Annotated in this window: 24 protein-coding genes and 1 pseudogene; 18 read left to right on the top strand and 7 right to left on the bottom strand. The window is 70.4% G+C overall.

What is annotated here, in order from left to right; translation table 11 throughout:
* Positions 1-103 precede the first annotated feature (103 nt).
* From GEV26_RS11550 to ispG, 5 genes are read left to right on the top strand one after another with little or no spacing between them, the layout of a single operon-like run.
* Positions 104-1,018 carry an ABC transporter ATP-binding protein gene (locus GEV26_RS11550; RefSeq protein WP_153653216.1) on the top strand — a complete coding sequence of 305 codons (915 nt, stop codon included), beginning with the start codon at positions 104-106 and terminating at the stop codon, positions 1,016-1,018.
* Positions 1,015-1,836 carry an ABC transporter permease gene (locus GEV26_RS11545; protein ID WP_153653215.1) on the top strand — a complete coding sequence of 274 codons (822 nt, stop codon included), beginning with the start codon at positions 1,015-1,017 and terminating at the stop codon, positions 1,834-1,836. The genes GEV26_RS11550 and GEV26_RS11545 overlap by 4 nt, the downstream gene beginning before the upstream one ends.
* A gap of 33 nt (positions 1,837-1,869) precedes the next feature.
* Positions 1,870-3,072 carry a 1-deoxy-D-xylulose-5-phosphate reductoisomerase gene (gene dxr / locus GEV26_RS11540; protein ID WP_153653214.1) on the top strand — a complete coding sequence of 401 codons (1,203 nt, stop codon included), beginning with the start codon at positions 1,870-1,872 and terminating at the stop codon, positions 3,070-3,072.
* Positions 3,069-4,367 carry a M50 family metallopeptidase gene (locus GEV26_RS11535; protein WP_153653213.1) on the top strand — a complete coding sequence of 433 codons (1,299 nt, stop codon included), beginning with the start codon at positions 3,069-3,071 and terminating at the stop codon, positions 4,365-4,367. The genes dxr and GEV26_RS11535 overlap by 4 nt, the downstream gene beginning before the upstream one ends.
* Positions 4,364-5,509 (top strand): flavodoxin-dependent (E)-4-hydroxy-3-methylbut-2-enyl-diphosphate synthase, encoded by a 1,146-nt coding sequence (gene ispG, locus GEV26_RS11530; protein ID WP_153653212.1) that lies wholly within the window; start codon positions 4,364-4,366, stop codon positions 5,507-5,509. The genes GEV26_RS11535 and ispG overlap by 4 nt, the downstream gene beginning before the upstream one ends.
* Positions 5,510-5,536: 27 nt before the next feature.
* Here ispG and GEV26_RS11525 read toward each other — a convergent pair whose 3' ends face one another.
* Positions 5,537-5,968: a hypothetical protein gene (locus tag GEV26_RS11525; RefSeq protein WP_153653211.1), complete on the bottom strand. Its 432-nt coding sequence runs from the start codon at positions 5,966-5,968 to the stop codon at positions 5,537-5,539.
* A gap of 161 nt (positions 5,969-6,129) precedes the next feature.
* On the opposite strand from GEV26_RS11525, the gene GEV26_RS11520 reads away from it, so the two are divergent.
* From GEV26_RS11520 to GEV26_RS11510, 3 genes are read left to right on the top strand one after another with little or no spacing between them, the layout of a single operon-like run.
* Complete coding sequence (locus tag GEV26_RS11520) at positions 6,130-6,984, top strand: GNAT family N-acetyltransferase (protein WP_153653210.1); 855 nt, start codon at positions 6,130-6,132, stop codon at positions 6,982-6,984.
* A gap of 19 nt (positions 6,985-7,003) precedes the next feature.
* The gene (locus GEV26_RS11515) at positions 7,004-7,366 is read left to right on the top strand and encodes a DoxX family protein (protein ID WP_153653209.1); all 363 of its coding nucleotides are present in this window, start codon (positions 7,004-7,006) and stop codon (positions 7,364-7,366) included.
* 23 nt (positions 7,367-7,389) lie between these two features.
* Positions 7,390-9,129 carry a proline--tRNA ligase gene (locus tag GEV26_RS11510; protein ID WP_194840024.1) on the top strand — a complete coding sequence of 580 codons (1,740 nt, stop codon included), beginning with the start codon at positions 7,390-7,392 and terminating at the stop codon, positions 9,127-9,129.
* Between the two features lie 112 nt (positions 9,130-9,241).
* Here GEV26_RS11510 and GEV26_RS11505 read toward each other — a convergent pair whose 3' ends face one another.
* A complete protein-coding gene (locus GEV26_RS11505) occupies positions 9,242-9,643 on the bottom strand; it encodes a DUF4439 domain-containing protein (protein WP_153653207.1) in 402 nt (133 codons plus the stop codon).
* On the bottom strand, positions 9,640-10,125 hold the full coding sequence (locus tag GEV26_RS11500) for a hypothetical protein (RefSeq protein WP_153653206.1): 486 nt from the start codon (positions 10,123-10,125) through the stop codon (positions 9,640-9,642). The genes GEV26_RS11505 and GEV26_RS11500 overlap by 4 nt, the downstream gene beginning before the upstream one ends.
* A gap of 138 nt (positions 10,126-10,263) precedes the next feature.
* On the opposite strand from GEV26_RS11500, the gene rimP reads away from it, so the two are divergent.
* From rimP to GEV26_RS11455, 9 genes and pseudogenes are all read left to right on the top strand, one after another.
* Positions 10,264-10,713, top strand: a complete 450-nt coding sequence (gene rimP, locus GEV26_RS11495) for a ribosome maturation factor RimP (protein WP_153653205.1) — start codon at positions 10,264-10,266, stop codon at positions 10,711-10,713.
* Entirely contained in the window at positions 10,713-11,747 is a 1,035-nt protein-coding gene (gene nusA / locus GEV26_RS11490) for a transcription termination factor NusA (RefSeq protein WP_153653204.1), read from the top strand. Before rimP ends, nusA begins: the two co-directional genes overlap by 1 nt.
* A gap of 3 nt (positions 11,748-11,750) precedes the next feature.
* Positions 11,751-12,044 (top strand): YlxR family protein, encoded by a 294-nt coding sequence (locus tag GEV26_RS11485; protein WP_341769338.1) that lies wholly within the window; start codon positions 11,751-11,753, stop codon positions 12,042-12,044.
* 187 nt (positions 12,045-12,231) lie between these two features.
* Positions 12,232-15,038: pseudogene (gene infB, locus GEV26_RS11480) on the top strand (translation initiation factor IF-2).
* An 84-nt stretch (positions 15,039-15,122) separates the two neighbouring features.
* Positions 15,123-15,569, top strand: coding sequence for a 30S ribosome-binding factor RbfA (rbfA, locus tag GEV26_RS11475; RefSeq protein WP_153653202.1), 447 nt, complete (start codon positions 15,123-15,125; stop codon positions 15,567-15,569).
* On the top strand, positions 15,566-16,444 hold the full coding sequence (gene truB / locus GEV26_RS11470; RefSeq protein WP_153653201.1) for a tRNA pseudouridine(55) synthase TruB: 879 nt from the start codon (positions 15,566-15,568) through the stop codon (positions 16,442-16,444). Before rbfA ends, truB begins: the two co-directional genes overlap by 4 nt.
* Positions 16,445-16,460: 16 nt before the next feature.
* On the top strand, positions 16,461-17,702 hold the full coding sequence (locus tag GEV26_RS11465; protein ID WP_153653200.1) for a phospholipase D-like domain-containing protein: 1,242 nt from the start codon (positions 16,461-16,463) through the stop codon (positions 17,700-17,702).
* 102 nt (positions 17,703-17,804) lie between these two features.
* Positions 17,805-18,245 carry a hypothetical protein gene (locus tag GEV26_RS11460; RefSeq protein ID WP_153653199.1) on the top strand — a complete coding sequence of 147 codons (441 nt, stop codon included), beginning with the start codon at positions 17,805-17,807 and terminating at the stop codon, positions 18,243-18,245.
* Positions 18,245-19,096, top strand: coding sequence for a serine/threonine-protein kinase (locus GEV26_RS11455; protein WP_153653198.1), 852 nt, complete (start codon positions 18,245-18,247; stop codon positions 19,094-19,096). Before GEV26_RS11460 ends, GEV26_RS11455 begins: the two co-directional genes overlap by 1 nt.
* A 4-nt stretch (positions 19,097-19,100) precedes the next feature.
* On the opposite strand, the gene GEV26_RS11450 is transcribed toward GEV26_RS11455, so the two are convergent.
* From GEV26_RS11450 to GEV26_RS11440, 3 genes are read right to left on the bottom strand one after another with little or no spacing between them, the layout of a single operon-like run.
* Positions 19,101-19,760 (bottom strand): response regulator transcription factor, encoded by a 660-nt coding sequence (locus tag GEV26_RS11450; RefSeq protein ID WP_153653197.1) that lies wholly within the window; start codon positions 19,758-19,760, stop codon positions 19,101-19,103.
* Positions 19,757-21,154 (bottom strand): sensor histidine kinase, encoded by a 1,398-nt coding sequence (locus tag GEV26_RS11445; RefSeq protein WP_153653196.1) that lies wholly within the window; start codon positions 21,152-21,154, stop codon positions 19,757-19,759. Before GEV26_RS11445 ends, GEV26_RS11450 begins: the two co-directional genes overlap by 4 nt.
* 6 nt (positions 21,155-21,160) lie before the next feature.
* Complete coding sequence (locus tag GEV26_RS11440; protein ID WP_153653195.1) at positions 21,161-21,493, bottom strand: hypothetical protein; 333 nt, start codon at positions 21,491-21,493, stop codon at positions 21,161-21,163.
* A gap of 111 nt (positions 21,494-21,604) precedes the next feature.
* On the opposite strand from GEV26_RS11440, the gene GEV26_RS11435 reads away from it, so the two are divergent.
* On the top strand, positions 21,605-22,534 hold the full coding sequence (locus GEV26_RS11435) for a bifunctional riboflavin kinase/FAD synthetase (RefSeq protein WP_243838715.1): 930 nt from the start codon (positions 21,605-21,607) through the stop codon (positions 22,532-22,534).
* A gap of 1 nt (position 22,535) precedes the next feature.
* On the opposite strand, the gene GEV26_RS11430 is transcribed toward GEV26_RS11435, so the two are convergent.
* Complete coding sequence (locus GEV26_RS11430; RefSeq protein WP_153653194.1) at positions 22,536-23,426, bottom strand: SGNH/GDSL hydrolase family protein; 891 nt, start codon at positions 23,424-23,426, stop codon at positions 22,536-22,538.
* Positions 23,427-23,510 lie beyond the last annotated feature (84 nt).

Below are 23,510 nucleotides of genomic sequence, written 5' to 3'. Positions count from 1 at the left end.
CTCGTCGACACGGCTGGAGGTCTGCCCTGTCTCATACTTTCGGCGCGCCGAACAGGCCCGGAGGTGGATGACTCGCGGTCCGGGATGAGCCAGAGTAGGGGCCATGATCACAGTCGACCGACTCACCAAGACCTATGGCGGCTATCGTGCCGTCGACGATGTGTCCTTCACGTGCCGCCCCGGCGCCGTGACCGGTTTCCTCGGCCCCAACGGTGCCGGCAAGTCCACGACCATGCGTATCATCGCGGGCCTGACCCGGGCCACCTCCGGCACAGCGACAGTCGACGGCGTGGACTACCACGACATCCCCAACCCCGGCACGCAGGTCGGCGTCCTGCTGGACGCCTCCGCCCAGCACGCGGGCCGCACGGGCCGCGAGATCCTCACCCTGAGCGCGCTCACGATGGGCCTGCCGACGTCACGTGTCGACGAGATGCTCGACCTGGTGAGCCTCACCAAGGACGAGTCCAAGCGCCGCGTGCGCAACTACTCGCTCGGCATGCGCCAGCGTCTCGGCATCGCGAACGCCCTGCTCGGGGATCCCAAGATCCTGATCCTGGACGAGCCGGCGAACGGTCTCGACCCGGCGGGCATCCACTGGATGCGCGCTCTCCTGCGTGAGTACGCCAACCGCGGCGGCACGGTGCTGCTCTCGTCGCACCTGTTGCACGAGATCGAGATCATCGCCGACGAGATCATCGTGATCGGGCACGGCAAGATCGTGGCCCAGGGCACCAAGGACGAGCTGCTCAAGAACGCCGGCACCTTCGTGAAGGCCGGCGACATGTCCGGTCTCGCGAACGCGCTGACGACGGCCGGGATCGAGTCCAAGCCATCCGGGGACGGCGGGTTGCGCACCGAGGCCCCGGCGGAGCTGGTGGGCAAGGCGGCTGCCGCTGGGGGCGTCGCTCTCGTGGAGCTGCGCAGGGCCGAAGGCGCCGGTCTGGAAGAGATGTTCCTCGAGCTCACCGGTGACACGCAGCGCGATGTCATCACCCCCGAAGGAGTCCAGTCATGAGCAGCGCAGTCGTCACCATTGACACGACGCGGCCGGAGATCCCGTTCGGGCGCCTGGTCCGGGTCGAGATCCGCAAGATGTTCGACACCAGGTCCGGCTTCTGGCTGATGCTCTCGACCGGCATCCTGCTGGCCCTGACCGTCGGCATCACCCTGCTGGTCGTCGCCCTCGACGAGGGCACGAGTCTCACCGCCAGCGACTTCTCGTCGGTCCTGACGATCCCGCTGTCGATCCTGCTCCCGGTCTTCGCGATCGTGACGGTCACCAGCGAGTGGGGACAGCGCAGCCACCTGTCCCTCTTCACGCTCGAGCCGCGCCGGGGTCGGGTCATCGGCGCCAAGCTGGTCAGCGTCCTGGTGCTCGCGGTCGGCACGATCGTGCTGGCCCTGGTCCTGGGTGCGATCGCCAACGTGGTCGGTGCGGCCATCGGCGGGTACGACGTCATGTGGAACCTCGACGCCAGCAACATCGCCTGGACCGTTGTGCTGCAGCTCGCGTACTTCCTGATGGCGTTCGCGCTGTCGATGGTGTTCCTGAGCTCGCCCGGCACGATCGTGGTGTTCTACATCTTCGCGCTGCTGCTGCCGTTCATGGTCTACCCGCCACTGTTCTTCGCCTTCGACTGGGCCAAGGACCTCATCCCGTGGGTCGACTTCAACTACGCGGCCAACCCGCTGATCTCGGGCGAGGACTTCGCCGGCGACCCGGTCGACGTCGGGGTCCTGCAGTACGCCCAGTTCGCGCTCACGCTCCTGCTGTGGATCGGCATCCCGGGGGCGATCGGCCTGCGCCGGGTGCTCACGACCGAGGTCAAGTAGGCCGCCGGCCGCGAGGTGCGGGAGGATGGCGACATGCGCAAGCGTGTCGCCATCCTCGGCTCGACCGGCTCGATCGGTACCCAGGCCCTCGAGGTCATCGCCGCCAATCCCGACCGGTTCGAGGTGGTCGCGCTGGCCGCCGGTGGCGCCAATCCGCGGCTCCTGGCCGAGCAGGCCATCGCCTTCGACGTGCCGCTCGTCGCGGTCGCGCGAGGCAGCGCGGCCGAGGACGTGCAGCTCGCTCTCTATGCCGAGGCGCAGCGGCGCGGGTACGCCCACGGCGACCACCGCATCCCGCGCCTGATCGTGGGCCCCGACGCCGCGTGCGACGTCGCCCGCACGCCGTGCGACGTCGTGCTCAACGGCATGACCGGGGCGGTGGGCCTGCTGCCGACCCTCGCGGCACTCGAGACCGGCGTGACCCTGGCCCTGGCCAACAAGGAGTCGCTCATCATCGGCGGCGAGCTCGTGACGCGCGCCGCGGCGCCCGGCCAGCTCGTGCCGGTCGACTCCGAGCACTCGGCCCTCGCGCAGGCGATGCGAGGCGAACGGCCCGAGGACGTCCGCAAGCTGATCGTCACCGCGAGCGGTGGGCCGTTCCGCGGGCGTACGCGCCGAGAGCTCGCGGACGTCACGCCCGAGCAGGCCATGGCCCACCCCACGTGGGACATGGGCCCGGTCATCACGATCAACTCCGCGACCCTGGTCAACAAGGGGCTCGAGGTCATCGAGGCCCACCTGTTGTTCGGCATCGGCTTCGACCGGATCGAGGTCGTGGTCCACCCGCCGTCGATCGTGCACTCGATGGTCGAGTTCGTCGACGGCGCGACGATGGTCCAGGCGTCCCCGCCGGACATGAAGCTGCCGATCGCGCTCGGCCTGGCCTGGCCCGAGAGGGTCCCCGGCGCCGCAGCAGGGTGCGACTGGTCGCGGCCCGCGACGTGGGAGTTCTTCCCGCTCGACGAGGAGGCCTTCCCGGCCGTGGGTCTCGCCCGCCGCGCCGGGACGTTCGGGCGTACGGGGCCGGCGGTCTTCAACGCCGCCAACGAGGTCTGCGTCGACGCATTCGTCCACGGGCACTTGGACTTCCTCGGCATAGTGGACACAGTGGGCGCAGTCCTCGATGAGCACCTCACGGACCCGGACGTCGCCCACCAGGAGATGACCCTCGACGGCGTGCTCGGGGCCGACACATGGGCTCGCGAGCGGGCCACGAACCTCGTGGAGAAACGATGAACGCCCTGATCTACACCCTCGGCGTGGTGGTGTTCGTGCTCGGCGTCGTGCTGTCGATCGCGCTGCACGAGCTCGGGCACATGTACCCGGCCAAGAAGTTCGGCATCAAGGTCACCCAGTTCTTCGTGGGCTTCGGCAACACGGTCTGGTCGACCAAGCGAGGCGAGACCGAGTTCGGCATCAAGTCGATCCCGCTCGGCGGCTACGTCAAGCTGGTCGGCATGCTGCCGCCCGCCAAGGGCGACGACCCGCACGAGGTCCGCAAGACCAACACCGGCATGTTCACCCAGCTCATCTCCGACGCCCGTGAGGCGGAGTACGAGCACGTCGAGGACAAGGACCTCGACCGGCTCTTCTATCGCAAGCCGTGGTGGCAGAAGCTCATCGTGATGTCCGGCGGGCCCATCGTCAACATCATCATCGCGGTGATCCTGTTCGCGGTCGTCTTCATGGGCTTCGGCGCGCTCACGCCCACCACGACGGTGCAGACGGTGTCGGACTGCGCGATCAGCGACACCGAGGCCGGGCGCACGTGCAAGCCGTCCGATCCCGAGACCCCCGCCAGCAAGGCCGGCCTGCAGCCGGGCGACACGATCACCGCGTTCAACGGCACTCGTGTCGACTCGTGGGAGACGTTGTCCAGGCTCATCCGCAGCAACGGCGCGGACCGCGCGACGATCGACTGGGAGCGCGACGGACGCGACATGTCGGCGACGGTGAGCACCTCGGTGCTGGCACGTGCGGATCTCGACGACCCGACCAAGACCGTCGAGGTCGGCTTCCTCGGTGTCTCGCCGACCGAGCAGATGGACCGCAAGGGTCCGGGCTACGTCGTGGACGTCATGGGCGACTACGTCGTGGGCACGGCCAAGGCGATCTGGCACCTGCCGTCGCGCATGGTCGACGTCACCAAGGCCGCATTCGGTGCCGAGCGGGACGCCGAGGGGCCGATCAGCGTGGTCGGTGCGAGCCGGGTCGCGGGGGAGTCGTTCACGATCGACGACCCGACGTGGTCCGAGCGGGCCCAGCGCGTCCTGGTCCTGCTCGCCGGGCTCAACCTGTTCCTCGCGATGTTCAACTTCATCCCGCTGCTGCCGCTGGACGGCGGTCACATCGCCGGTGCGCTGTGGGAGGCGATCCGCCGGGGCATCGCGAAGCTGCGAGGACGTCCCGATCCGGGCTTCGTCGACGTGGCCAAGATGCTGCCCGTCGCGTACGGCGTGGGTGCCCTCCTTATGCTGATGAGCGTGATCCTGATCTACGCCGACATCGTCAACCCTGTGAGCCTGTCATGACAGATCTCGGCCTTCCCGCGATGCCGCCGCCCGTCCTCGCGCCGCGGCGCCGCTCGCGCAAGATCAAGGTCGGCAGCGTCGACGTGGGCGGAGACGCCCCCGTCTCGGTGCAGTCGATGACCACGACCCTGACGTCGGACGTCAACACGACGCTGCAGCAGATCGCCGAGCTCACGGCCGCCGGCTGCGACATCGTCCGGGTCGCGTGCCCCAGCCAGGACGACGCCGATGCGCTGCCCGAGATCGCCCGGCACTCCAACATCCCGGTCATCGCCGACATCCACTTCCAGCCCAAGTACGTGTTCGCCGCGATCGACGCCGGCTGTGCCGCGGTGCGCGTCAACCCCGGCAACATCCGCAAGTTCGACGACCAGGTCGGGGCGATCGCCCGTGCGGCCAAGGACGCAGGCGTCTCGATCCGCATCGGCGTCAACGCCGGCTCGCTCGACAAGCGCATCTTCGACAAGTACGGCCGGGCCACGCCCGAGGCGCTCGTCGAGTCCGCGGTCTGGGAGGCGTCGCTGTTCGAGGAGCACGACTTCCACGACTTCAAGATCTCGGTCAAGCACAACGATCCGGTCATCATGGCGCAGGCGTACGAGATGCTCGCGGAGCGCGGGGACTGGCCCCTGCACCTCGGCGTGACCGAGGCCGGTCCGGCGTTCCAGGGCACGATCAAGAGCGCCACGGCGTTCGGCTACCTGCTGGGCAAGGGCATCGGCGACACGATCCGGGTGTCGCTCTCGGCGCCGCCGGTCGAGGAGGTCAAGGTCGGCATCCAGATCCTGCAGTCGCTCAACCTGCGCGAGCGCAAGCTCGAGATCGTGTCGTGCCCCTCGTGCGGCCGCGCCCAGGTCGACGTCTACACGCTGGCCGAGCAGGTGACCGCGGGGCTCGAGGGCCTCGAGGTGCCGCTGCGCGTCGCGGTCATGGGATGCGTCGTGAACGGTCCCGGCGAGGCACGCGAGGCCGACCTGGGGGTCGCGAGCGGCAACGGCAAGGGCCAGATCTTCGTCAAGGGCGAGGTCATCAAGACCGTCCCGGAGTCCAAGATCGTCGAGACGCTGATCGAGGAGGCCATGCGCCTCGCCGAGGGCATGGAGCCGGTCGAGGGCGGCTCTCCGGCCGTCAGCATCAGCTGACGACCAGAGGTTCCCTCCTCGACCGCGTCAGCACGCCTTCGCGTCCGCGGCCCCGGGGTCCGAGACGATCCATCGCCCGTCCCTGCGCACCAGGCCGAAGGAGATCGTCGTCGACGGCAACGGCTTCGCGTCGGCGTCCGGCGCGGTCCGGCCCTTCGTGACCAGGAAGGCCTCGGAGCTGTCCTGGCACCCCTTCACGAGGGCCTTGTCGCCCGTGATCGTGACGCTCGACGGCTTGATCGTGACCTGCCCGACGTACTGGAGTCCCGCATCCACGATGGCCTTCGTGTCGGCCGGCACGATGAAGTCGTAGACCTCCTTCGTCACCAGGTCCTTGATGACGGGCCCCAGCGGCTGGGCGCCCCGACCGACGATCGCGTCGGTGTACGTCGACGCCGCCGACAGCTCGTCCGAGCCGCCACAACCCCCGAGCAGCAGGAGCGTCAGCGCGGTCGTCACGCACCATCCTGTGTGCCGCTTGCCCCTCATGGCCCCCCGCTCATCGTGCGTCCTGGCGTGCTGCTGTAGGGGACGCTAGCGGTGGACGCGGGATTCGTCCGGCATGACGAGGCGCCGGTCGTGCTGGGGACCGGCGCTCGTCGTAGGCTGGTTCCACCACCATGGGAGGCGCAGTGCTGAGGACGACGACACAGGTTCGCGCTCTGACGCCCGACGACCTGCCGGAGCTGCGAGCGCTGCTGGACCGCGACCGACTGGCCAATCTGTTCGTCCGCAACCGCGTCGACGCGACCGGGCTGCAGACCCGCTGGCTCGGCGGCCAGGTCTGGGGCTACTTCGAGGACGACGTGCTCGTCTCGGCCTGCCACGCGGGCACCAACCTCGTCCCGGTCGAGGCGACACGGCGCGCGATCGAGGCGTTCGCCGAGCGGGTCCTCACCGACAACATCCGCCCTTCGTCCGTCGTTGGCCTGCGCTCGGCCGTCCTGCCCCTGTGGGAGCTGCTCGAGCCTCGCTGGGGCCCGGCCCGCTCGCCCCGCCTGGACCAGCCGTTCATGGTCATCGACCGCGACAGCCGGCTGCGTCCCGATCCGCGGGTGCGCCCGGTCGTCATGGACGAGTTCGACACGGTCTATCCCGCGTGCGTCGCGATGTTCACCGAGGAGGTCGGCGTCGACCCCGAGGCGAGCAGCCGCAGCGGCTACCGGGCTCGGGTAGCCCAGCTGATCTCGCAGGGCTGGTCGTTCGCGATCATCGAGGACGGCCAGGTCATCTTCAAGACCGAGGTCGGGGCCGCGACCCCGTACGCGTGCCAGCTCCAGGGCGTCTACGTCCACCCCGACCTGCGGGGCCGCGGCATCGCCGGACCCGCGATCTCCGCGGTCGTCAACCAGGTCCGCCGCACCATCGCGCCGGTCGTGACGCTGTACGTCAACGACCACAACACGCCGGCCCGACGGGCGTACGAGCGGGCGGGCTTCGAGCAGACCACCACGTTCGCCTCGATCCTGCTCTGACGACGGCTACGCTGCGCGCATGAGACGCGACATCGAGGTCATGGCCGGCGCATTCGTCGGCATCGGGATCCTGCACTTCGTCAGGCCCCGGCCGTTCGAGCGCATCGTGCCGAAGCCGCTGCCGGCCAAGAAGCAGCTCGTGCTGGCCTCGGGCGCCGCGGAGATCGCGCTCGGCGCGATGATGCTCAACCCGGGCACGCGCCGCCTCGGCGGGCTGGGCGCGGTGGGCCTGCTCGCGGCGGTGTTCCCCGCGAACGTCCAGATGACCCTGGACGCCGTGCGCAGCAAGAGGACGCCGACCTGGTTCACGATCGGCACGATCGCGCGGTTGCCCCTGCAGGCCCCGATGATCCGCATCGCGCTGAAGGCCGCGAGGTCCTAGAACGATAGGCTCGGGACATGCGTATGTCCCGGCTCTTCCTGCGAACTCTCCGCGACGATCCCGCCGATGCCGAGGTGCCGAGCCACAAGCTCCTGGTGCGTGCGGGCTACGTCCGCCGCGTGGCACCGGGCATCTACTCGTGGCTCCCGCTCGGGCTGAAGGTCCTGGCCAACGTCGAGCGCATCGTCCGCGAGGAGATGGACGCGATCGGCGCGCAGGAGGTGCGCTTCCCGTCGCTGCTGCCGCGGGAGCCCTACGAGGCGAGCAACCGGTGGACCGAGTACGGGCCCAACCTCTTCCGCCTCGCGGACCGCAAGGGCAACGACATGCTCCTCGGCCCGACGCACGAGGAGATGTTCACGCTGCTGGTCAAGGACCTCTACTCCTCCTACAAGGACCTGCCGCTGAGCCTCTACCAGATCCAGACCAAGTACCGCGACGAGGCGCGTCCCCGCGCCGGCATCCTGCGCGGACGCGAGTTCATCATGAAGGACTCCTACTCCTTCGACATCGACGACGCGGGGCTCGAGGAGTCCTACCGCGCGCACCGCGCGGCGTACGTCCGCATCTTCGACCGGCTGGGCTTCGAGTACGCGATCGTCCACGCCGACTCCGGCGCGATGGGAGGCTCGGCCAGCGAGGAGTTCCTCGCGGTGTCGCCCACGGGAGAGGACACCTTCGTCCGCTCCCCGGGCGGCTACGCGGCCAACGTCGAGGCCGTCACGACGATCGCGCCTGATCCGCTGCCGTACGACGACGCGCCCGCCGCACACGCCGAGCAGACCCCCGACACGCCCACGATCGAGACGCTGGTCGCGCACCTCAACGAGGCGTTCCCGCGCGACGACCGCCCCTGGGAGGCGGCCGACACGCTCAAGAACGTGCTGGTCATGCTGCGCCACCCCGACGGCACGCGCGAGCCGTTGGCGATCGGCGTACCCGGTGACCGCGAGGTGGACGCCAAGCGGCTCGAGGCGCAGGTCTCGCCCGCCGAGGTCGAGCCGTTCGGCGAGGCGGAGTTCGCCGCCCATCCCGGCCTGGTGAAGGGCTACATCGGCCCCGCCGCGCTGGGCACCGAGAGCGACACCGGCATCCGCTACCTGACCGATCCGCGTGTCGTCACGGGCACCCGCTGGGTCACCGGCGCCAACATCCAGGGCTCGCACGTCATCGACCTGGTCGCCGGGCGGGACTTCACCTCCGACGGCACGATCGAGGCCGCCGAGGTGCGCGCGGGCGATCCCGCCCCCGACGGCTCGGGCCCGCTGGAGCTCGCGCGGGGCATCGAGATGGGTCACATCTTCCAGCTCGGTCGCAAGTACGCCGAGGTGCTCGACCTCAAGGTGCTCGACGAGAACGGCAAGCTCGTGACCGTCACGATGGGGTCGTACGGCGTGGGCGTCTCGCGCGCGGTCGCCGCGGTCGCGGAGTACGCGCACGACGACGCGGGCCTCGTGTGGCCCAAGGAGCTCGCCCCCTTCGACGTGCACCTGATCGTCGCCGGCAAGGACGAGACCGTCGTCGCAGGCGCCGAGCAGGTCTACGACGACCTGATCGGGGAGGGCTTCGACGTGCTGTTCGACGACCGCCTGGGCAAGGTGTCACCCGGTGTGAAGTTCAAGGACGCCGAGCTGATCGGCGTCCCGACGATCGTGGTCGTGGGCAAGGGCTTCGTCGACGGCGTGGTCGAGGTCAAGGACCGGGCCACGGGCGAGCGCACCGACGTCCCGCTCGCCGACCTGATCGCACACCTGCGCGGCTGACCCACCCCCACCCCGCCCCACCCCCGCCCAGATTTGCGGGCTCCTGCACGAAATTTGCCCGCGAAAAGGTGCATGACTCCGCAAATCTGGGCGGGGCGGGGCGGGGTGGGGGTCAGGGGAGACCGGGGAAGGCCTGCGGTCTCGCGCCCCAGGTGAGCTCGGCCAGGGCCGCGCGGGTGAGGTTCCTGATCGCGTACGCCCGCAGGTCGCCCTCGGACGCCCCGGCCAGCGCCAGGCACGCGGCGCTGATCCGTGCCTCGAGGCGGCGGGCGGCCCGCAGCGCCCGCCGCTCGGTGTCGACCGGTCCCACGTCGTACGTCAGCCGGTTCGCCACCGGGTCCTCGCCGGCCACCCGGATGCGGCGCTCCAGCGCGTCGCGGGTGTCGCGGTGTGTCCGGAACGCCGTGGAGGCGCGGGGCCGTAGATCGGCGAAGCGGGCACCGATGACCGGGTAGAGCCACACCGCCTCGTGCTCGAGCGCGAGCCACGTCTGCAGGTCCTCGATGGCGATCATCGCAGGTCACCGAGCCCGCGGGCGCCCTGGGCGAGGCCTGCGGACATCGAGGCGAGCACCCGGGTGAGGTCGGGGGAGAAGGACCGCAGCGCGTCGGCGGCCCGGGCCTTGGCCGCGGCGCGGAAGGCCTTCTCCAGCTGCGCGAGCGCGGCCCCGGCCCCTGCAGGAGGGGCGGCGACGTCCGTCGCCGCGGTCGTCCCGCCGACAGCTGCCAGCTGCTCGCGCACCAGCGCCTCGAAGGGGGCCAGGGCCAGGGACCGGTGCGTGGCGGCCGTCGCCTCCACCATGGCCAGGAGGGTCGCGGCGCCCGACGCGGCGCGCCGCACCAAGCGGTCGTCCTCGGGGTCCGGCTCGGGCTTGGGGTCGAGCCCGACGAGGTCGGCCGCATCGTCCAGCACGTGCGTGACATGCGCGACACCCACGAGAGCCGCTCCACCCGCCACGGCGGCTCCCGTCCCCAGAAGGACGCGTCGGCTGATCACCATGGCAGGTTAACGTCCGCCCGCGAGCGAGCTCGGCAGACGTGCTGGGTCGTCGGATGGCGGGAGGAGCCGCGCCGGTTCGGTAAGGTGGTGCGGACACTGAACGCGGTGTCCACAACAGAAGACGGAGGACCATCCATGACGGACAGTCTGGAGACCCTCGTCGAGACCACCGTGTCGTCGCTCGGCCTCGATCTCGAGGCAGTGGAGCTGACGCCGGCCGGCAGGAAGCGCGTCCTCCGCATCGCGGTGGACCGGGACGGCGGTGTGGGCATCGACCACATCACCGACGCCACGCGCGCCCTCTCGGAGGTCCTCGACGCAAGCGACGTGATGGGCGACGAGCCCTACACGCTCGAGGTGACATCACGCGGCGTCGACCGCCCGCTCACGCTGCCGCGCCACTGGCGTCGCAACGCGGGGCGCCTGGTCCGCCTGCGTCTCGCGGACGACACCTCGGTCGACGGTCGCATCGGCGCGTCCGACGACGAGGGCGTCGAGATCGTGGGCAGGACCACGACCCGCTACCTGTACGACCAGATCACCTCAGCGCTCGTGCAGATCGAGCTCAACCCGAAGGACGCCTGATGGACATCGACATGGCCGCTCTGCGCTCTCTCGAGCAGGAGAAGCAGATCCCGTTCGAGGCGATCTGCGAGGCGATCGAGACGGCGCTGCTCTCGGCGTACCACAAGACCGGCGCGGCCCACCCGCACGCGCGGGTCGAGCTCAACCGCAAGAACGGGCACGTGACGGTCTGGGCGAAGGAGCGGCTGGAGACGCCGCCGGCGCCCGAGCCCGCCGAGGGGGAGGAGCCGGTCCGCCCGGAGGTCAGGTTCTCCGCGGAGTTCGACGACACCCCCGAGGACTTCGGCCGGTTCGCCGCCACGATCGCCCGCCAGCTCATCATGCAGCGCATCCGCGACGCCGAGGACGAGTCGAAGTTCGGCGAGTTCTCCGGGAAGGTGGGCGACATCGTCTCGGGTGTGATCCAGCAGGGTCGCAACCCCCAGGACGTGATGCTCGACCTCGGCCGCGTCGAGGCGATCCTGACCGCCACCGAGCGGGTGCCCGAGGAGAAGTACGCGCACGGCGAGCGCCTCAAGGCGTACGTCTACGACGTCGAGAAGGGCCTGCGGGGTCCGCGGGTCAAGGTCTCACGCACCCACCCCAACCTGGTCAAGCTGCTGTTCGCGCTGGAGGCCCCCGAGATCGCCGACGGCTCGGTCGAGATCGTCGCGATCGCTCGCGAGGCGGGTCACCGCACCAAGATCGCGGTGCGCGCCACCGCGCCCGGCATCAACGCCAAGGGCGCGTGCATCGGCCCCATGGGCTCGCGGGTGCGCAACGTGATGCACGAGCTGCACGGCGAGAAGATCGACATCGTCGACTACAGCGACGACCCGGCGGAGTTCATCGGACACGCCCTGTCGCCGTCCCAGGTCAAGAGCGTGACGATCGTGGACGCCGCGACACGCTCGGCGCGGGTGGTCGTCCCGGACTTCCAGCTCTCGCTCGCGATCGGCAAGGAGGGCCAGAACGCCCGTCTTGCCGCCAAGCTCACGGGGTGGCGCATCGACATCCGATCGGACACCGAGGCGCCCACGCAGGCGGGCTCGTGACCGATGGCGCAAGCGCTTCGCGAAACGGGTAGACTGGCCATGGTCGTCCGGACGTGCATCGGTTGCAGGCAACGTGCGGACAAGACCACTCTGGTGCGAGTCGTCGCAGTGCAGGAGTCCACGACAGTCGTCGTGACACCGGATCTGCGCGGAACGCTTCCGGGGAGAGGGGCGCACCTGCACCCCACGACCCGGTGCCTGGAGCTCGCGACACGTCGCAAGGCGTTCGGCCGGGCCCTTCGAGCAGAAGGGCCGCTGGACCTCAGCGCAGTGACCGATGTCGTCGCGGAACAATGAAACATCAGCTCGACCACCCGGGCGTCGCACCCGCGACGATTCCCATGACACGAAATCGGAGCCCGCTCATGACCACACAGATCGGCACCAGCCGATGAGTACTGCGCGATGAGTACTGCGCAATGAGCACGTTCGTCAACTAGTGGTCTGATCCTCCTTCGGGGTCGGACCCCCCTGAAGGAGAAAAGTGGCTGTCAGAGTCCACGAGCTCGCCAAAGAGTTCGGCGTCGAGAGCAAGGTCGTCCTCAACACCCTGAAAGACATGGGTGAGTATGTGAAGTCGGCCTCCTCGACCGTAGAAGCACCCGTCGTCCGGCGCCTCAACGAGGAGCACGGCGAGGCCCTGCGTGCGCAGGGCGCGAAGAAGTCCGGTGGCAAGGCCCCCGCCAAGAAGGCCGAGGCGGCTCCTGCCCCCGCGGCTGCACCGACCGAGGCGGCTGCGCCTGCGGCTCCGGCCGCACCCGCTGCCCCCGCGGCACCGGCATCCGCTCCGGCTGCACCTGCAGCCCCGGCGCGTCCCGGCCCGGTCCCCGGACCCCGCAAGGCTCCCGAGCCGGCACCCGTCGCGAAGCAGGCCCCGGCTGCACCTGCAGCCCCGGCCGCGCCCGCGGCTGCTGCCACCCCGGCGCCCGAGGCACCCACACGCACCCCGGGCCCCACGCCCGGACCGCGTCCGTCCGCCGGTGGCGCTCGCCCCGGCAACAACCCGTTCTCGTCCACGCAGGGCATGCAGCGCAACACCCGCGTCCCCCCGCTGCCCGTGAGGGTGGCGGCGGCGCCGCTCCGGCTGCCGGTGGTGGCGGCGGCATGCCGCGCCCCAACCCGGCCATGATGCCGCGCCAGTCGGGCCTCCCGGGTCCGTCGGCCGGTCGTGGCGCTCCCGGACGCCCCGGCGCTCCGGGCCGTGGCGGCCCCGGTGGGGCACCCGGTCGTGGCGCACCCGGTGGCGGCGGCGGTTTCGCCGGTCGTCCCGGCGGTGGCGGCGGTGCACCCGGTCGTCCCGGTGGCGGCGGCTTCAGCGGCCCGCCCCGTACGGGCGGTCCTGCCGGTCGCAACACCCGCGGCGGCACCCAGGGCGCCTTCGGTCGCGCCGGTGGTCCGGTGCGTCGTGGACGCAAGAGCAAGCGCGCGAAGCGTCAGGAATTCGACCAGATGCAGGCGCCCGCGATCGGCGGCGTCCGCGTCCGCAAGGGCAATGGCGAGACCGTTCGTCTGACCCGTGGCTCCTCGCTGGCCGACTTCGCCGACAAGATCGGTGCCGACTCGGCATCGCTCGTCGAGGTGCTGTTCCACCTGGGCGAGATCGTCACGGCGACCCAGTCGGCCAACGACGAGACGTTGCTGCTCCTCGGTGAGGAGCTCAACTACAACGTCGAGGTCATCTCGCCCGAGGACGAGGACCGCGAGCTGCTCGAGTCGTTCGACATCGAGTTCGGCGAGGACGAGGGTGCCGAGGAAGATCTCGCGCCGCGTCCGCCGGTCGTCACCGTCATGGGTCACGTCGACCACGGCAAGACCAAGCTCCTCGACGCGCTGCGCAGCAGCAACGTCGTGGACAAGGAGGCCGGTGGCATCACGCAGACCATCGGTGCCTACCAGGTCGCGACTGACGTCGACGGCACCGAGCGTCGCATCACCCTGATCGACACCCCCGGTCACGAGGCGTTCACCGCCATGCGTGCCCGTGGTGCCCAGGCGACCGACATCGCGATCCTCGTGGTCGCGGCGGACGACGGCGTGATGCCGCAGACGGTCGAGGCGCTCAACCACGCCAAGGCCGCCGGCGTCCCGATCGTGGTCGCGGTCAACAAGATCGACAAGCCCGACGCCGATCCGACCAAGGCTCGTGGCCAGCTGACCGAGTACGGACTCGTGCCCGAGGAGTACGGCGGCGACACGATGTTCGTCGACGTCTCGGCCAAGGCCGGCACAGGTCTGGACGCGCTGCTCGAGGCGGTCATCCTGACCGCTGACGCATCGCTGGACCTGCGCGCCAACCCCAAGCAGAACGCCGAGGGCCTGGTCATCGAGGCGCACCTGGACCGCGGTCGCGGTCCGGTCGCCACGGTGCTCGTCCACCGCGGAACGCTCAAGGTGGGCGACTCGATCGTCGCCGGCCCCGCGTTCGGTCGTGTCCGCGCGATGCTCGACGAGTTCGGCAACAACATCGAGGAGGCGACCCCGTCGCGGCCGGCACTCGTGCTCGGTCTGACGGCCGTCCCCGGTGCAGGCGACAACTTCATGGTCGTCGCCGACGACCGCCTGGCCCGTCAGATCGCCGAGAAGCGCGAGGCGCGTGAGCGCAACGCACTGCTCGCGCAGCGCACGGGCCGCCGGACCCTCGAGGACTTCATGTCCTCGATGGAGAAGGGCGAGACCGACGAGCTGCTGCTCATCCTGAAGGGCGACGGATCGGGCTCGGTCGAGGCGCTCGAGGACGCACTGGCCAAGATCGACGTCGGCGACGAGGTCGCCCTGCGCGTCATCGACCGCGGCGTCGGTGCGATCACCGAGACCAACGTCATGCTGGCTGCGGCGTCCAACGCCGTGATCATCGGCTTCAACGTCCGCCCCCAGGGCAAGGCGACGGAGCTGGCCGACCGCGAGGGTGTCGAGATCAAGTACTACTCGATCATCTACAACGCGATCGAGGAGATCGAGGCGTCGCTCAAGGGTCTGCTCAAGCCGGAGTTCGAGGAGGCGCAGCTCGGTACCGCCGAGATCCGCGACATCTTCCGCTCCAGCAAGATCGGCAACATCGCCGGTTGCATGGTCACCAGCGGCACGATCAAGCGCAACGCCAAGGCACGCCTGCTCCGCGACGGCACCGTCGTGGCGGACAACCTGGACTTCTCGAGCCTGCGGCGCGAGAAGGACGACGTGTCCGAGGTCCGCGAAGGCTTCGAGTGCGGTCTCGTGCTCAGGGGCTTCAACGACATCAAGGTCGGCGACGTCATCGAGACGTTCGAGATGCGCGAGAAGCCTCGCGCTTGAGTCACCACCGGGACGTCACCTGCGTACCAGCCCTCAGGGCTCGTACGCAGGTGACGTCCCACTGATTTGGGGAGATGGAACAACATGGCGGGACCGCGCAACGCGAAGGTCGGCGACCGCATCAAGGTCGTCGTGGCGCAGATGCTCGAGCGCCGGGTCAAGGACCCGCGACTGGGCTTCGTGACGATCACGGACGTCCGCATGACCGGCGACGGCCAGCAGGCCTCGGTGTTCTACACCGTCATGGGCGACGAGGCGCAGCGCGCCGACACCGCCGCGGCACTCAAGAGCGCCACGGGGCTCATCCGCTCCGAGGTCGGCAAGCAGCTCGGCACCCGCATCACCCCCTCGGTCACGTTCTACCTCGACGCCGTCCCGGAGACGGCCAAGGAGATCGAGGACCTGCTCGCCAAGGTCAAGGCCTCCGACGAGGAGGTCGCCTCGCGCTCGGCGGGCGCGCAGTACGCGGGTGACGCCGATCCCTACAAGAAGCCGGTCGCCGACGAGGACGACGAGGACGACGACGCGTGAGCGACCAGCAGTCGGGGCTCGTCATCGTCGACAAGCCCTCGGGCTGGACGTCGCACGACGTCGTGGGGCGGATGCGCCGCCTGGCCGGCACCAAGAAGGTCGGCCACGCCGGCACGCTCGACCCGATGGCGACCGGCGTGCTCGTGCTGGGCATCAACCGCGCGACGCGACTGCTCGGCCACCTGACGATGGCCGACAAGGAGTACGTCGGGACGGTCCGGCTGGGCCAGTCGACCGTCACCGACGACGCGGAGGGCGAGGTCACCGCCTCGGCCTCGGCCGCGCACCTCGAGGAGGACGCGATCCGGGCGATCCTGCCCGCGTACACCGGGCGCATCATGCAGGTGCCGTCCTCGGTCTCGGCGATCAAGGTCGACGGCGTGCGGTCGTACGCCAAGGTGCGCTCGGGCGAGGAGGTCGCGCTCAAGGCGCGACCCGTGGAGGTCTCGACGTTCGAGATCGACGCGGTGCGTCACGAGGGTGACCTCGTGGACGTCGACATCCGCGTCGTGTGCTCCAGCGGCACCTACATCCGCGCGCTGGCCCGCGATCTCGGGGCCGATCTCGGCGTCGGCGGTCACCTGACGATGCTGCGTCGCACGCGGGTCGGTGGATTCGGCCTGTCGCTTGCCCGCACGCTGGAGCAGCTGGAGTCCGAGCTGATCGTGATCGGGCTCGACGACGTCGCGCGGACGAGCTTCGCGTCGTACGACCTCGGGGAGCGCGAGGCGAGCGACGTGCGCTTCGGCCGCGCGCTGACCGGCATCCAGCTGGGAGCGCCCGGGCCCGTCGCGGTGTTCGATCCGGCGGGGGAGTTCCTGGCGTTGTACGAGCAGCGTGGAGGCGTCGCCAAGCCGGTGGCCGTGTTCGTCTGATCGGTAAGGTCCTCCCATGAGCCTCAGCCGCAACACGCGCCGCCTGGTCGGCCAGGGTCTGCTCTCGGTGTTCGTCGCACAGCTCACCGCGGTGGCGACGCTCATGGGCGCCGACCGGCTCAGACGGCTGCTGCGCGGACGCAAGGTCCCGGACCTCCCGCCGGCCGAGCCGGTCTCCCACCCGATCAGCGACGGCAGCGTCGCGACGACGTACACGTACGGCGAGGTCCTCTTCGACGACATGCTGGCCGCGATCGAGGGCGCCAAGCACCGGATCCTCCTCGAGACGTACATCATCAAGGGCGACGCGGTCGGTCAACGCTTCAAGCAGGCGCTGATCGACGCGGCCTACCGTGGCGTCGACGTCTACGTCATCTACGACCAGTTCGCCAACCTGGTGGTCAAGCGCAGCTTCCTGACGTTCCCGTCCGCGGTCAACGTGCTGGTCTACCCGGTCATCTCGTCGTGGAAGTTCCTCAGCCCGCGGCACCTCGGCCGGGACCACCGCAAGATCCTCGTCGTCGACGACCACGTGGCGTATGTGGGCGGCTACAACATCGGCTCGGCGTACGCGACGGAGTGGCGCGACACGCACCTGCGGATCGAGGGCCCGGCGGTGTGGGACCTCGACAACGCCTTCGTCGACTTCTGGAACACGCATCCCCGCCGGGACACCCCGATGCTCGACCAGATGCCGTCCGCGGGCTGGCGGCCGGCGATCCGGGCGCACCGCAACGTGCCGCGGCAGCTGATGTACCCGATCCGGGGCATGTACCTCGAGGCGATCGACCGGGCGCACGAGAGCATCGACATCACCGCGGCGTACTTCATCCCCGACCGTGACATCCTCTCGGCGCTGCTGGACGCCCGCCGGCGCGGCGTGCGGGTGCGGATCATCGTGCCCAAGATCTCCAACCACGTCGTGACCGACTGGCTCTCGCGGGGGTTCTACGGGCGCCTGCTGCGCGCCGGGGTCGAGATCCACCGCTACGGCGACCACATGGTGCACGCCAAGACGGCGACGATCGACGGCGAGTGGACCACGATCGGCACGGCCAACATCGACCGCCTCAGCCTGCTCGGCAACTACGAGATCAACCTCGAGATCCTCGACCCGGGCCTGGCCCGGGGCATGCAGGAGGTGTTCGCGGACGACTGCGCCAGGTGTGAGCAGCTGACGCTCGAGGAGTGGATGGCCCGTCCGGCCCTGGCGCGCATCTACGAGGCGATCCTGCGCCCTCTGGGTCCGCTGCTCTGACCTGCCCGGCGCTGGATGAGAGTCCTCTCACCTGGGGCTCACGTCCGGCTCATGCGTGACCGACAGTCTCGACTCATCAGCACACCTGACCGAGGAGAGAACATGGACAAGTACGTACGCACCGGCATCATGGCCGTGGCCGGGACGGTCGCCTTCGGCGCCGTGGGATTCGCGGTCGCGAGCGCCCAGGCCGAGCCGGCCGGCTCCGCCGCGTCCAAGGACGTCGTGCTCAAGCGTGAGGACACGTCGAGCTCGTGGGTGCAGTCGGTCCAGCTCGACGACGACCCCGATGACAACGATGACGACCGGGTCGCTCGCTCGGGGGACTCACCCACCAGCAACACGGTCAACACGTCGCCGACGAAGAACACCAAGAACACGACGCCGACGAAGAACACCAAGAACACCAAGAACACGTCGAAGACGGTCAACACGGCGCCGACCAAGAACACGGCGCCGACCAAGAACACGGCGCCGACCAAGAACACGGCGCCGACCAAGAACACGACGCCCACCGGCACGCGCGACGGGCGCGCCGCCTGATGAGCGACACCTGGGGCCTGGCCGGGGGCGACGCGATCGCCCCCGGCCTCACGGCCGTCCGCCCGGTCGGCGGCGGTGACGTCTACGAGGCCTGGCTGGCCTTCGACGACCGGCTGTACGCGCCGGTGGTCGTCAAGATCGTGCGCCCTGGCCACGTCGACCGCGACGCGTCCCGGTCCGGGCTCGTGCGGGAGGTGGAGATGCTCTCGCGCCTCAGCCACCCCGGGATCGCCCGGCTGTTCTCCTACGACGACGAGGGGCCACGGCCGTACCTCGTGCTGGAGAACGTGGACGGCCCCGACCTGTCCACGCTGATCGCGACACACGGCTACCTGCCGCTGCACCAGCTCCTCCCGCTCGGGCTCGAGCTGTGCTCGGCGCTGCACTACCTGCGCCAGCAGGACGTCTGCCACCTCGATCTCAAGCCCAGCAACGTGATCATGGGCGCCCCGGCCAGGCTGATCGACTTCAGCGTCGCGATGGACGCCAAGCAGGCCGCCGACCTCACGGACCCGGTCGGGAGCGACGAGTACATGGCCCCCGAGCAGTGCCGGCCGGGAGAACTCGGGACGGTCGGCCACGCGAGCGACATGTGGGCGTTCGGGGCGACGATGTTCCGCGCCGCAGCGGGCTTCCGGGCGTACGACCGCGAGCGCCGGTGGGCACAGCTCGACCAGGCCCCCTTCGGCCTGCCGCACGTCGTGCCGCCGGCCGTCGCGGACCTGATCCTGGACTGCCTGGCGCCGCGGGCGGAGCACCGTCCTGAGCCGCACGAGGTGGCCGAGCGCCTGGAGCCGCTGCTCGCGAACCTCCCGCGGGCCCACCTCTCGGGGTTCAGGATCAAGCTCTGAGGGATCAGCTGACGCGGTAGCCGAGGCCGCGGACCGTGGTGATCAGCGAGGCGCCGAGCTTCTTGCGCAGATAGCCGACATAGACGTCGACGACGTTGGACCCGGGGTCGAAGTCGTAGCCCCACACCTGGGACAGCAGCTGCTCCCGCGACAGGACGAGGCCGCGGTTGCGGATCAGCACCTCCGCGAGGGTCAGCTCGCGCGCCGACAGCTCGACCTCCCGCCGGCCGACGTACGCCCTGCGGTGCCTCAGGTCGAGCCGGACGTCCCCGACGGTGAGGTCCTGCTCGGGGGCGGCCCCGCCGGGGGGACGGAGCCGCAGCCGTACCCGGGCGAGCAGCTCACCGAACTTGAACGGCTTGGACATGTAGTCCGCCGCGCCGCCCTCGAGCGCGGCGACCGTGTCGGTGACCGAGTCGCGTGCGGTCAGGACGATCACCGGCAGGCTCGGGCGCTCCGCCGTCACCCGCTCCAGGACCCGGAAGCCGTCCATCCCGGGCAGCCCGATGTCCAGCACCATGAGATCGAACTCGCCGGTCAGGGCGTAGTCGAGACCCGTGACGCCGTCCCGGACGACAGAGGTCGTGAACCCTTCGGCCTTGAGCCCCTTGGCGACGAACGAGGAGATCCGGTCCTCGTCCTCCACGATCAGGATCCGGTTCATGTCGCAGCCTCCATGGGTAGTCGGATGCGGAACGTGGCGCCCGCATCGGTGGGGTCCAGCACGACGTCGCCGCCGTGGGCCTCGGCGATCGCGCTGACGATCGAGAGGCCGAGACCGAAGCCCTCATGGGCGTCCTCGCCCTGCGCGAAGCGCCGGAAGATCGTGGGGGCCAGCGCGGGGTCCACCCCGGGGCCCGTGTCGCGCACCCACAGCTCGAGCCGGCCCTCGTGGAGCCTGGAGCCGATGCCGATCTCGTCGCCCTCCTGGGTGTGACGGGCGGCGTTCTCGGACAGCTGGAGCAACGCCTGGGTGATCCGCTGACCGTCGAGCCGGGCGTTGACGCGCGCGACGCCGTCGAGGACCCACGAGCGGTCCGCGAGCGCCCGCGCGCGGTCGACCGCACCGAGGGTCAGCGCCTCCACGTCGACGGCGCGGGTCCGGACGAAGTCGGGACGGCGTGCCTTGGCCAGCATCAGCAGGTCGTCGACGAGGCGCGACATGCGATCGATCTCGTCCAGGAGCAGGGTGCGGGTCGCGGCGACGTCCTCGGTGTCGTCGACGTCCAGCACCTCCAGGTGGCCACGCAGCACGGTCAACGGGGTGCGCAGCTCGTGCCCGGCGTCGTCGAGCAGCTGTCGCTGCGCCGCGAACGCGGCCTCGAGCCGGTCGAGCATCGCGTTGAACGTGCGCTGCAGGTCCGACAGGTCGTCGTGACCCGTGACCTCGATCCGCCCGCCGAGGTCACCGTCGCTGATGCCCTGGGCGGTCTCGCGCAGCCGCCGCACGGGGCTCAGCAGGCGTCCGGCGCTCCACGACGCGACACCTGCGACGAGGATGACCGACAGTGCCGCCAGCAAGGCGTACGTGACCAGCAGCTCGCGCAGGTACGCCCGGCTCGCCGACACGTCGTGGGCGACCACGAATGCCGAGGTCGAGGAGCCGACCCTGACGGGCTGCACCGCGACCCGGTACGTGTGGCCGTCGATGCGCAGCGTCCGCGTGCCGCCGGTCGTGCTGAGCCGTCGGACCAGCGCGGGGAACTCGGCGGAGCGCTGCAGCCGGGCGTCGTACTCGCCCTGATAGCTCGGCCGACCCTGCGCGGGGAACGCGAACAGCTGCTCGTCGGGATCGGGGAGATTGCGCTCGAGGAAGACCTCGAGGAGCCGCTCGGCGGACGCGAACGGCCTGCCGGTGTCCGGATCGGGCTCGGAGCGCAGCGCCCGGAACTCACCGAGCTCCTGGCTGATGCCGGACTCGATGGCCCGGTCGATGCGCCGCGACTCCAGCACGTACAGGGTCGCGCCGACCGCCACGAGGGCAAGAGTCGTCAGCAGGGCGACCGTGGCGGTGAGCCGCTGCCGCACCGTGAGGCGCGACCACGAGGGAGGTGCCATCGAGGGTCAGTCGTCCTCGTCGTGGTCGCGGCCCCGGTGGTCATCGTTGTCGTCGTCGTAGTCCCGAGGCTCGGGGTAGGACTTGTCGTAGTCGTCGTCATCGTCGTCGTCCACGTCATCCGGCGACACGGTGCTGGGTGACACGGTGCTCGGCGCGGGCGTGGTGCGCGAGGGCACCGGGGTGGAGGGCGTCGCCGCGGGCGTGGGCGCGATCTCGATGGGGGAGGTGTCCTGCGGCGCGGGGTCGGCGCCGGCCGACACGCGCGCGCCGATCACGACCAGGAGTGCGACGGCGACGACCGCGAGGACCGCAGCAGGGGCGCGCCTCGTCCAGTTCATGGGCTCCACCCTGCCCGATGTGGGCAAGGGGGTCGATGAGACCCGCATGAGAGTGTTCTTAGGTCCGGCTCGCCGCGGGCGCCCGCGGCGACGTGTGGCACAGTTTTCCCCGTGACGATCTGGCGAGACTTCCCCGGGGCATCGACGGCTCCGCGGACCGATCCGGCAGCCGTGACGGTGGGCAACTTCGACGGCGTGCACCGCGGTCACCAGCACGTCATCGCCCGCACCCGTGAGCTCGCCGGCAGCCTGCCGGTCATCGCGATCACCTTCGAGCCGCACCCGCTCGCCGTCGTCGCACCGGACCGCGCGCCCAAGCGCCTCACGACGATGCGTCGCCGGGTCGAGCTGCTGCACGCGGCCGGCGTCGACGAGGTCCGCATCCTCGACTTCACCCGCGAGATGGCGGCCTGGAGCCCGCAGGAGTTCGTCGACCGGGTCCTGCTCGACCAGCTGCACACCCACCTGGTCGCAGTGGGCGACAACTTCCGCTTCGGCCGCCGCGCGAGCGGCGACACGACCTTCCTGCGCGAGGCGGGGGAGCGGGCCGGCTTCGCGGTCGACGGGCTCGGGCTCGACGGCGGCACCGAGCCGTTCTCGTCCACGCTGGTGCGTCGCTACATCGCCGAAGGCCGTCTGCGCGAGGCGGCCGAGGTGCTCGGACGTCCGCACGAGATCTCCGGCGTCGTCCGCAAGGGCGATCAGCGCGGCCGCGAGCTCGGCTACCCGACTGCCAACGTGCCGGTCGACGAGGCGTACGCGGTGCCGCCGGACGGGGTGTACGCGGGCTGGGTCGTGCGTGCCCATGGCGAGCGGCTCCCGGCAGCGATCTCGGTCGGCACCAATCCGACGTTCGACGGGGTCGAGCGGCGCGTCGAGTCCTACGTCCTGGACCGCACCGACCTCGACCTGTACGGCGAGGAGATCCGGGTCGAGCTCGTGGACCGCCTGCGCGGGATGGTCCGCTACGACGGCATCGAGCCGCTGATCGCCCAGATGGCCGACGACGTCGTGCGTACACGCGCCGCACTCGGCATCTAGCTCAGGACGCGACGACCTTCTCGACGGCGGAGGCGACGGCCGCCATGCCGGCGGCCCGCGGGTGCAGGACGGCGCCGTCACCGAGTGCGGGGGACAGGCCGTTGGTCCACGCCTCGTCGCCCGCGCACGCGTCGTGACCCTTCGACGCGGCGTTCATCGACACGTACGTCGCGCCGGCCGTCCTGGCCGCGGCGGCCATCGTCCGGTCGATGCTCTGCTCACCCGCGGAGACGCCGGCCGTGTCGAGCGCGTCGCCGCCGAGCGCGTCGCAGCCTCGGTCGGCCGGTGTCACCCCGAGGTAGCCGACCAGGACGACCCGGGCCTGGGGGGCGCGCTCCTTGACGGCCTCCAGGACCGTGGCGATGTTCTTGCCGGTGTCGCGCAGGATGCCCGGCACCTTGTCGTCGAGGTAGTCCTCGCACGCGGTGCCCGGCTGGGTGCACGCCACCGAGAGGCTCGAGAACAGCGACGAGTCGTTGCCGCCGATGCCGACCGTGACGAGCTGGGTGTCCTTGTCGACCGCCTCGATCTGCGCCGGCACGGCCTTGCCGCCGCCCACGGTCGCGACGGACTCCAGCACGTTGTCGGTCGTGGCGCCCGAGCAGCTCGCATCGGTGAACGAGGCGGCGCCGATCGCCTCGGCCAGCAGGTGCGGATAGTTCTTGGTCGAGCGCAGGCAGGTGTCCGACGCCTTGTCGGTCGGGTTGAGCTGCGGGCCCGCGGTGTAGGAGTCGCCGAGGGCGACGTAGCGCGGTCCCGTGGCAGCCGTGTCGGAGCCGGCACCTGTCGTGGTGTCGGCGGAGGAGCGGTCGGCGGAGCCGTCGGAGGAGCTGCAGGCGGAGGTCACGGCGATGAGGGCGAGGGCGGCGAGGAGCGGGCGTGTACGGGGCATGATGTGCGAGGCTACCCCCGGGGCCGTGACACGGATTTCCGGCCGGACGCCCCGCGCTGATAGTCTGGACGTTGCCGTGTGATC

The sequence above is a fragment of the Aeromicrobium yanjiei genome (assembly GCF_009649075.1).
Classification (GTDB): domain Bacteria; phylum Actinomycetota; class Actinomycetes; order Propionibacteriales; family Nocardioidaceae; genus Aeromicrobium; species Aeromicrobium yanjiei.
The sequence above is the reverse complement of the archived record's forward strand: the minus strand, read 5'-3'. Positions and strand labels throughout refer to the sequence as shown.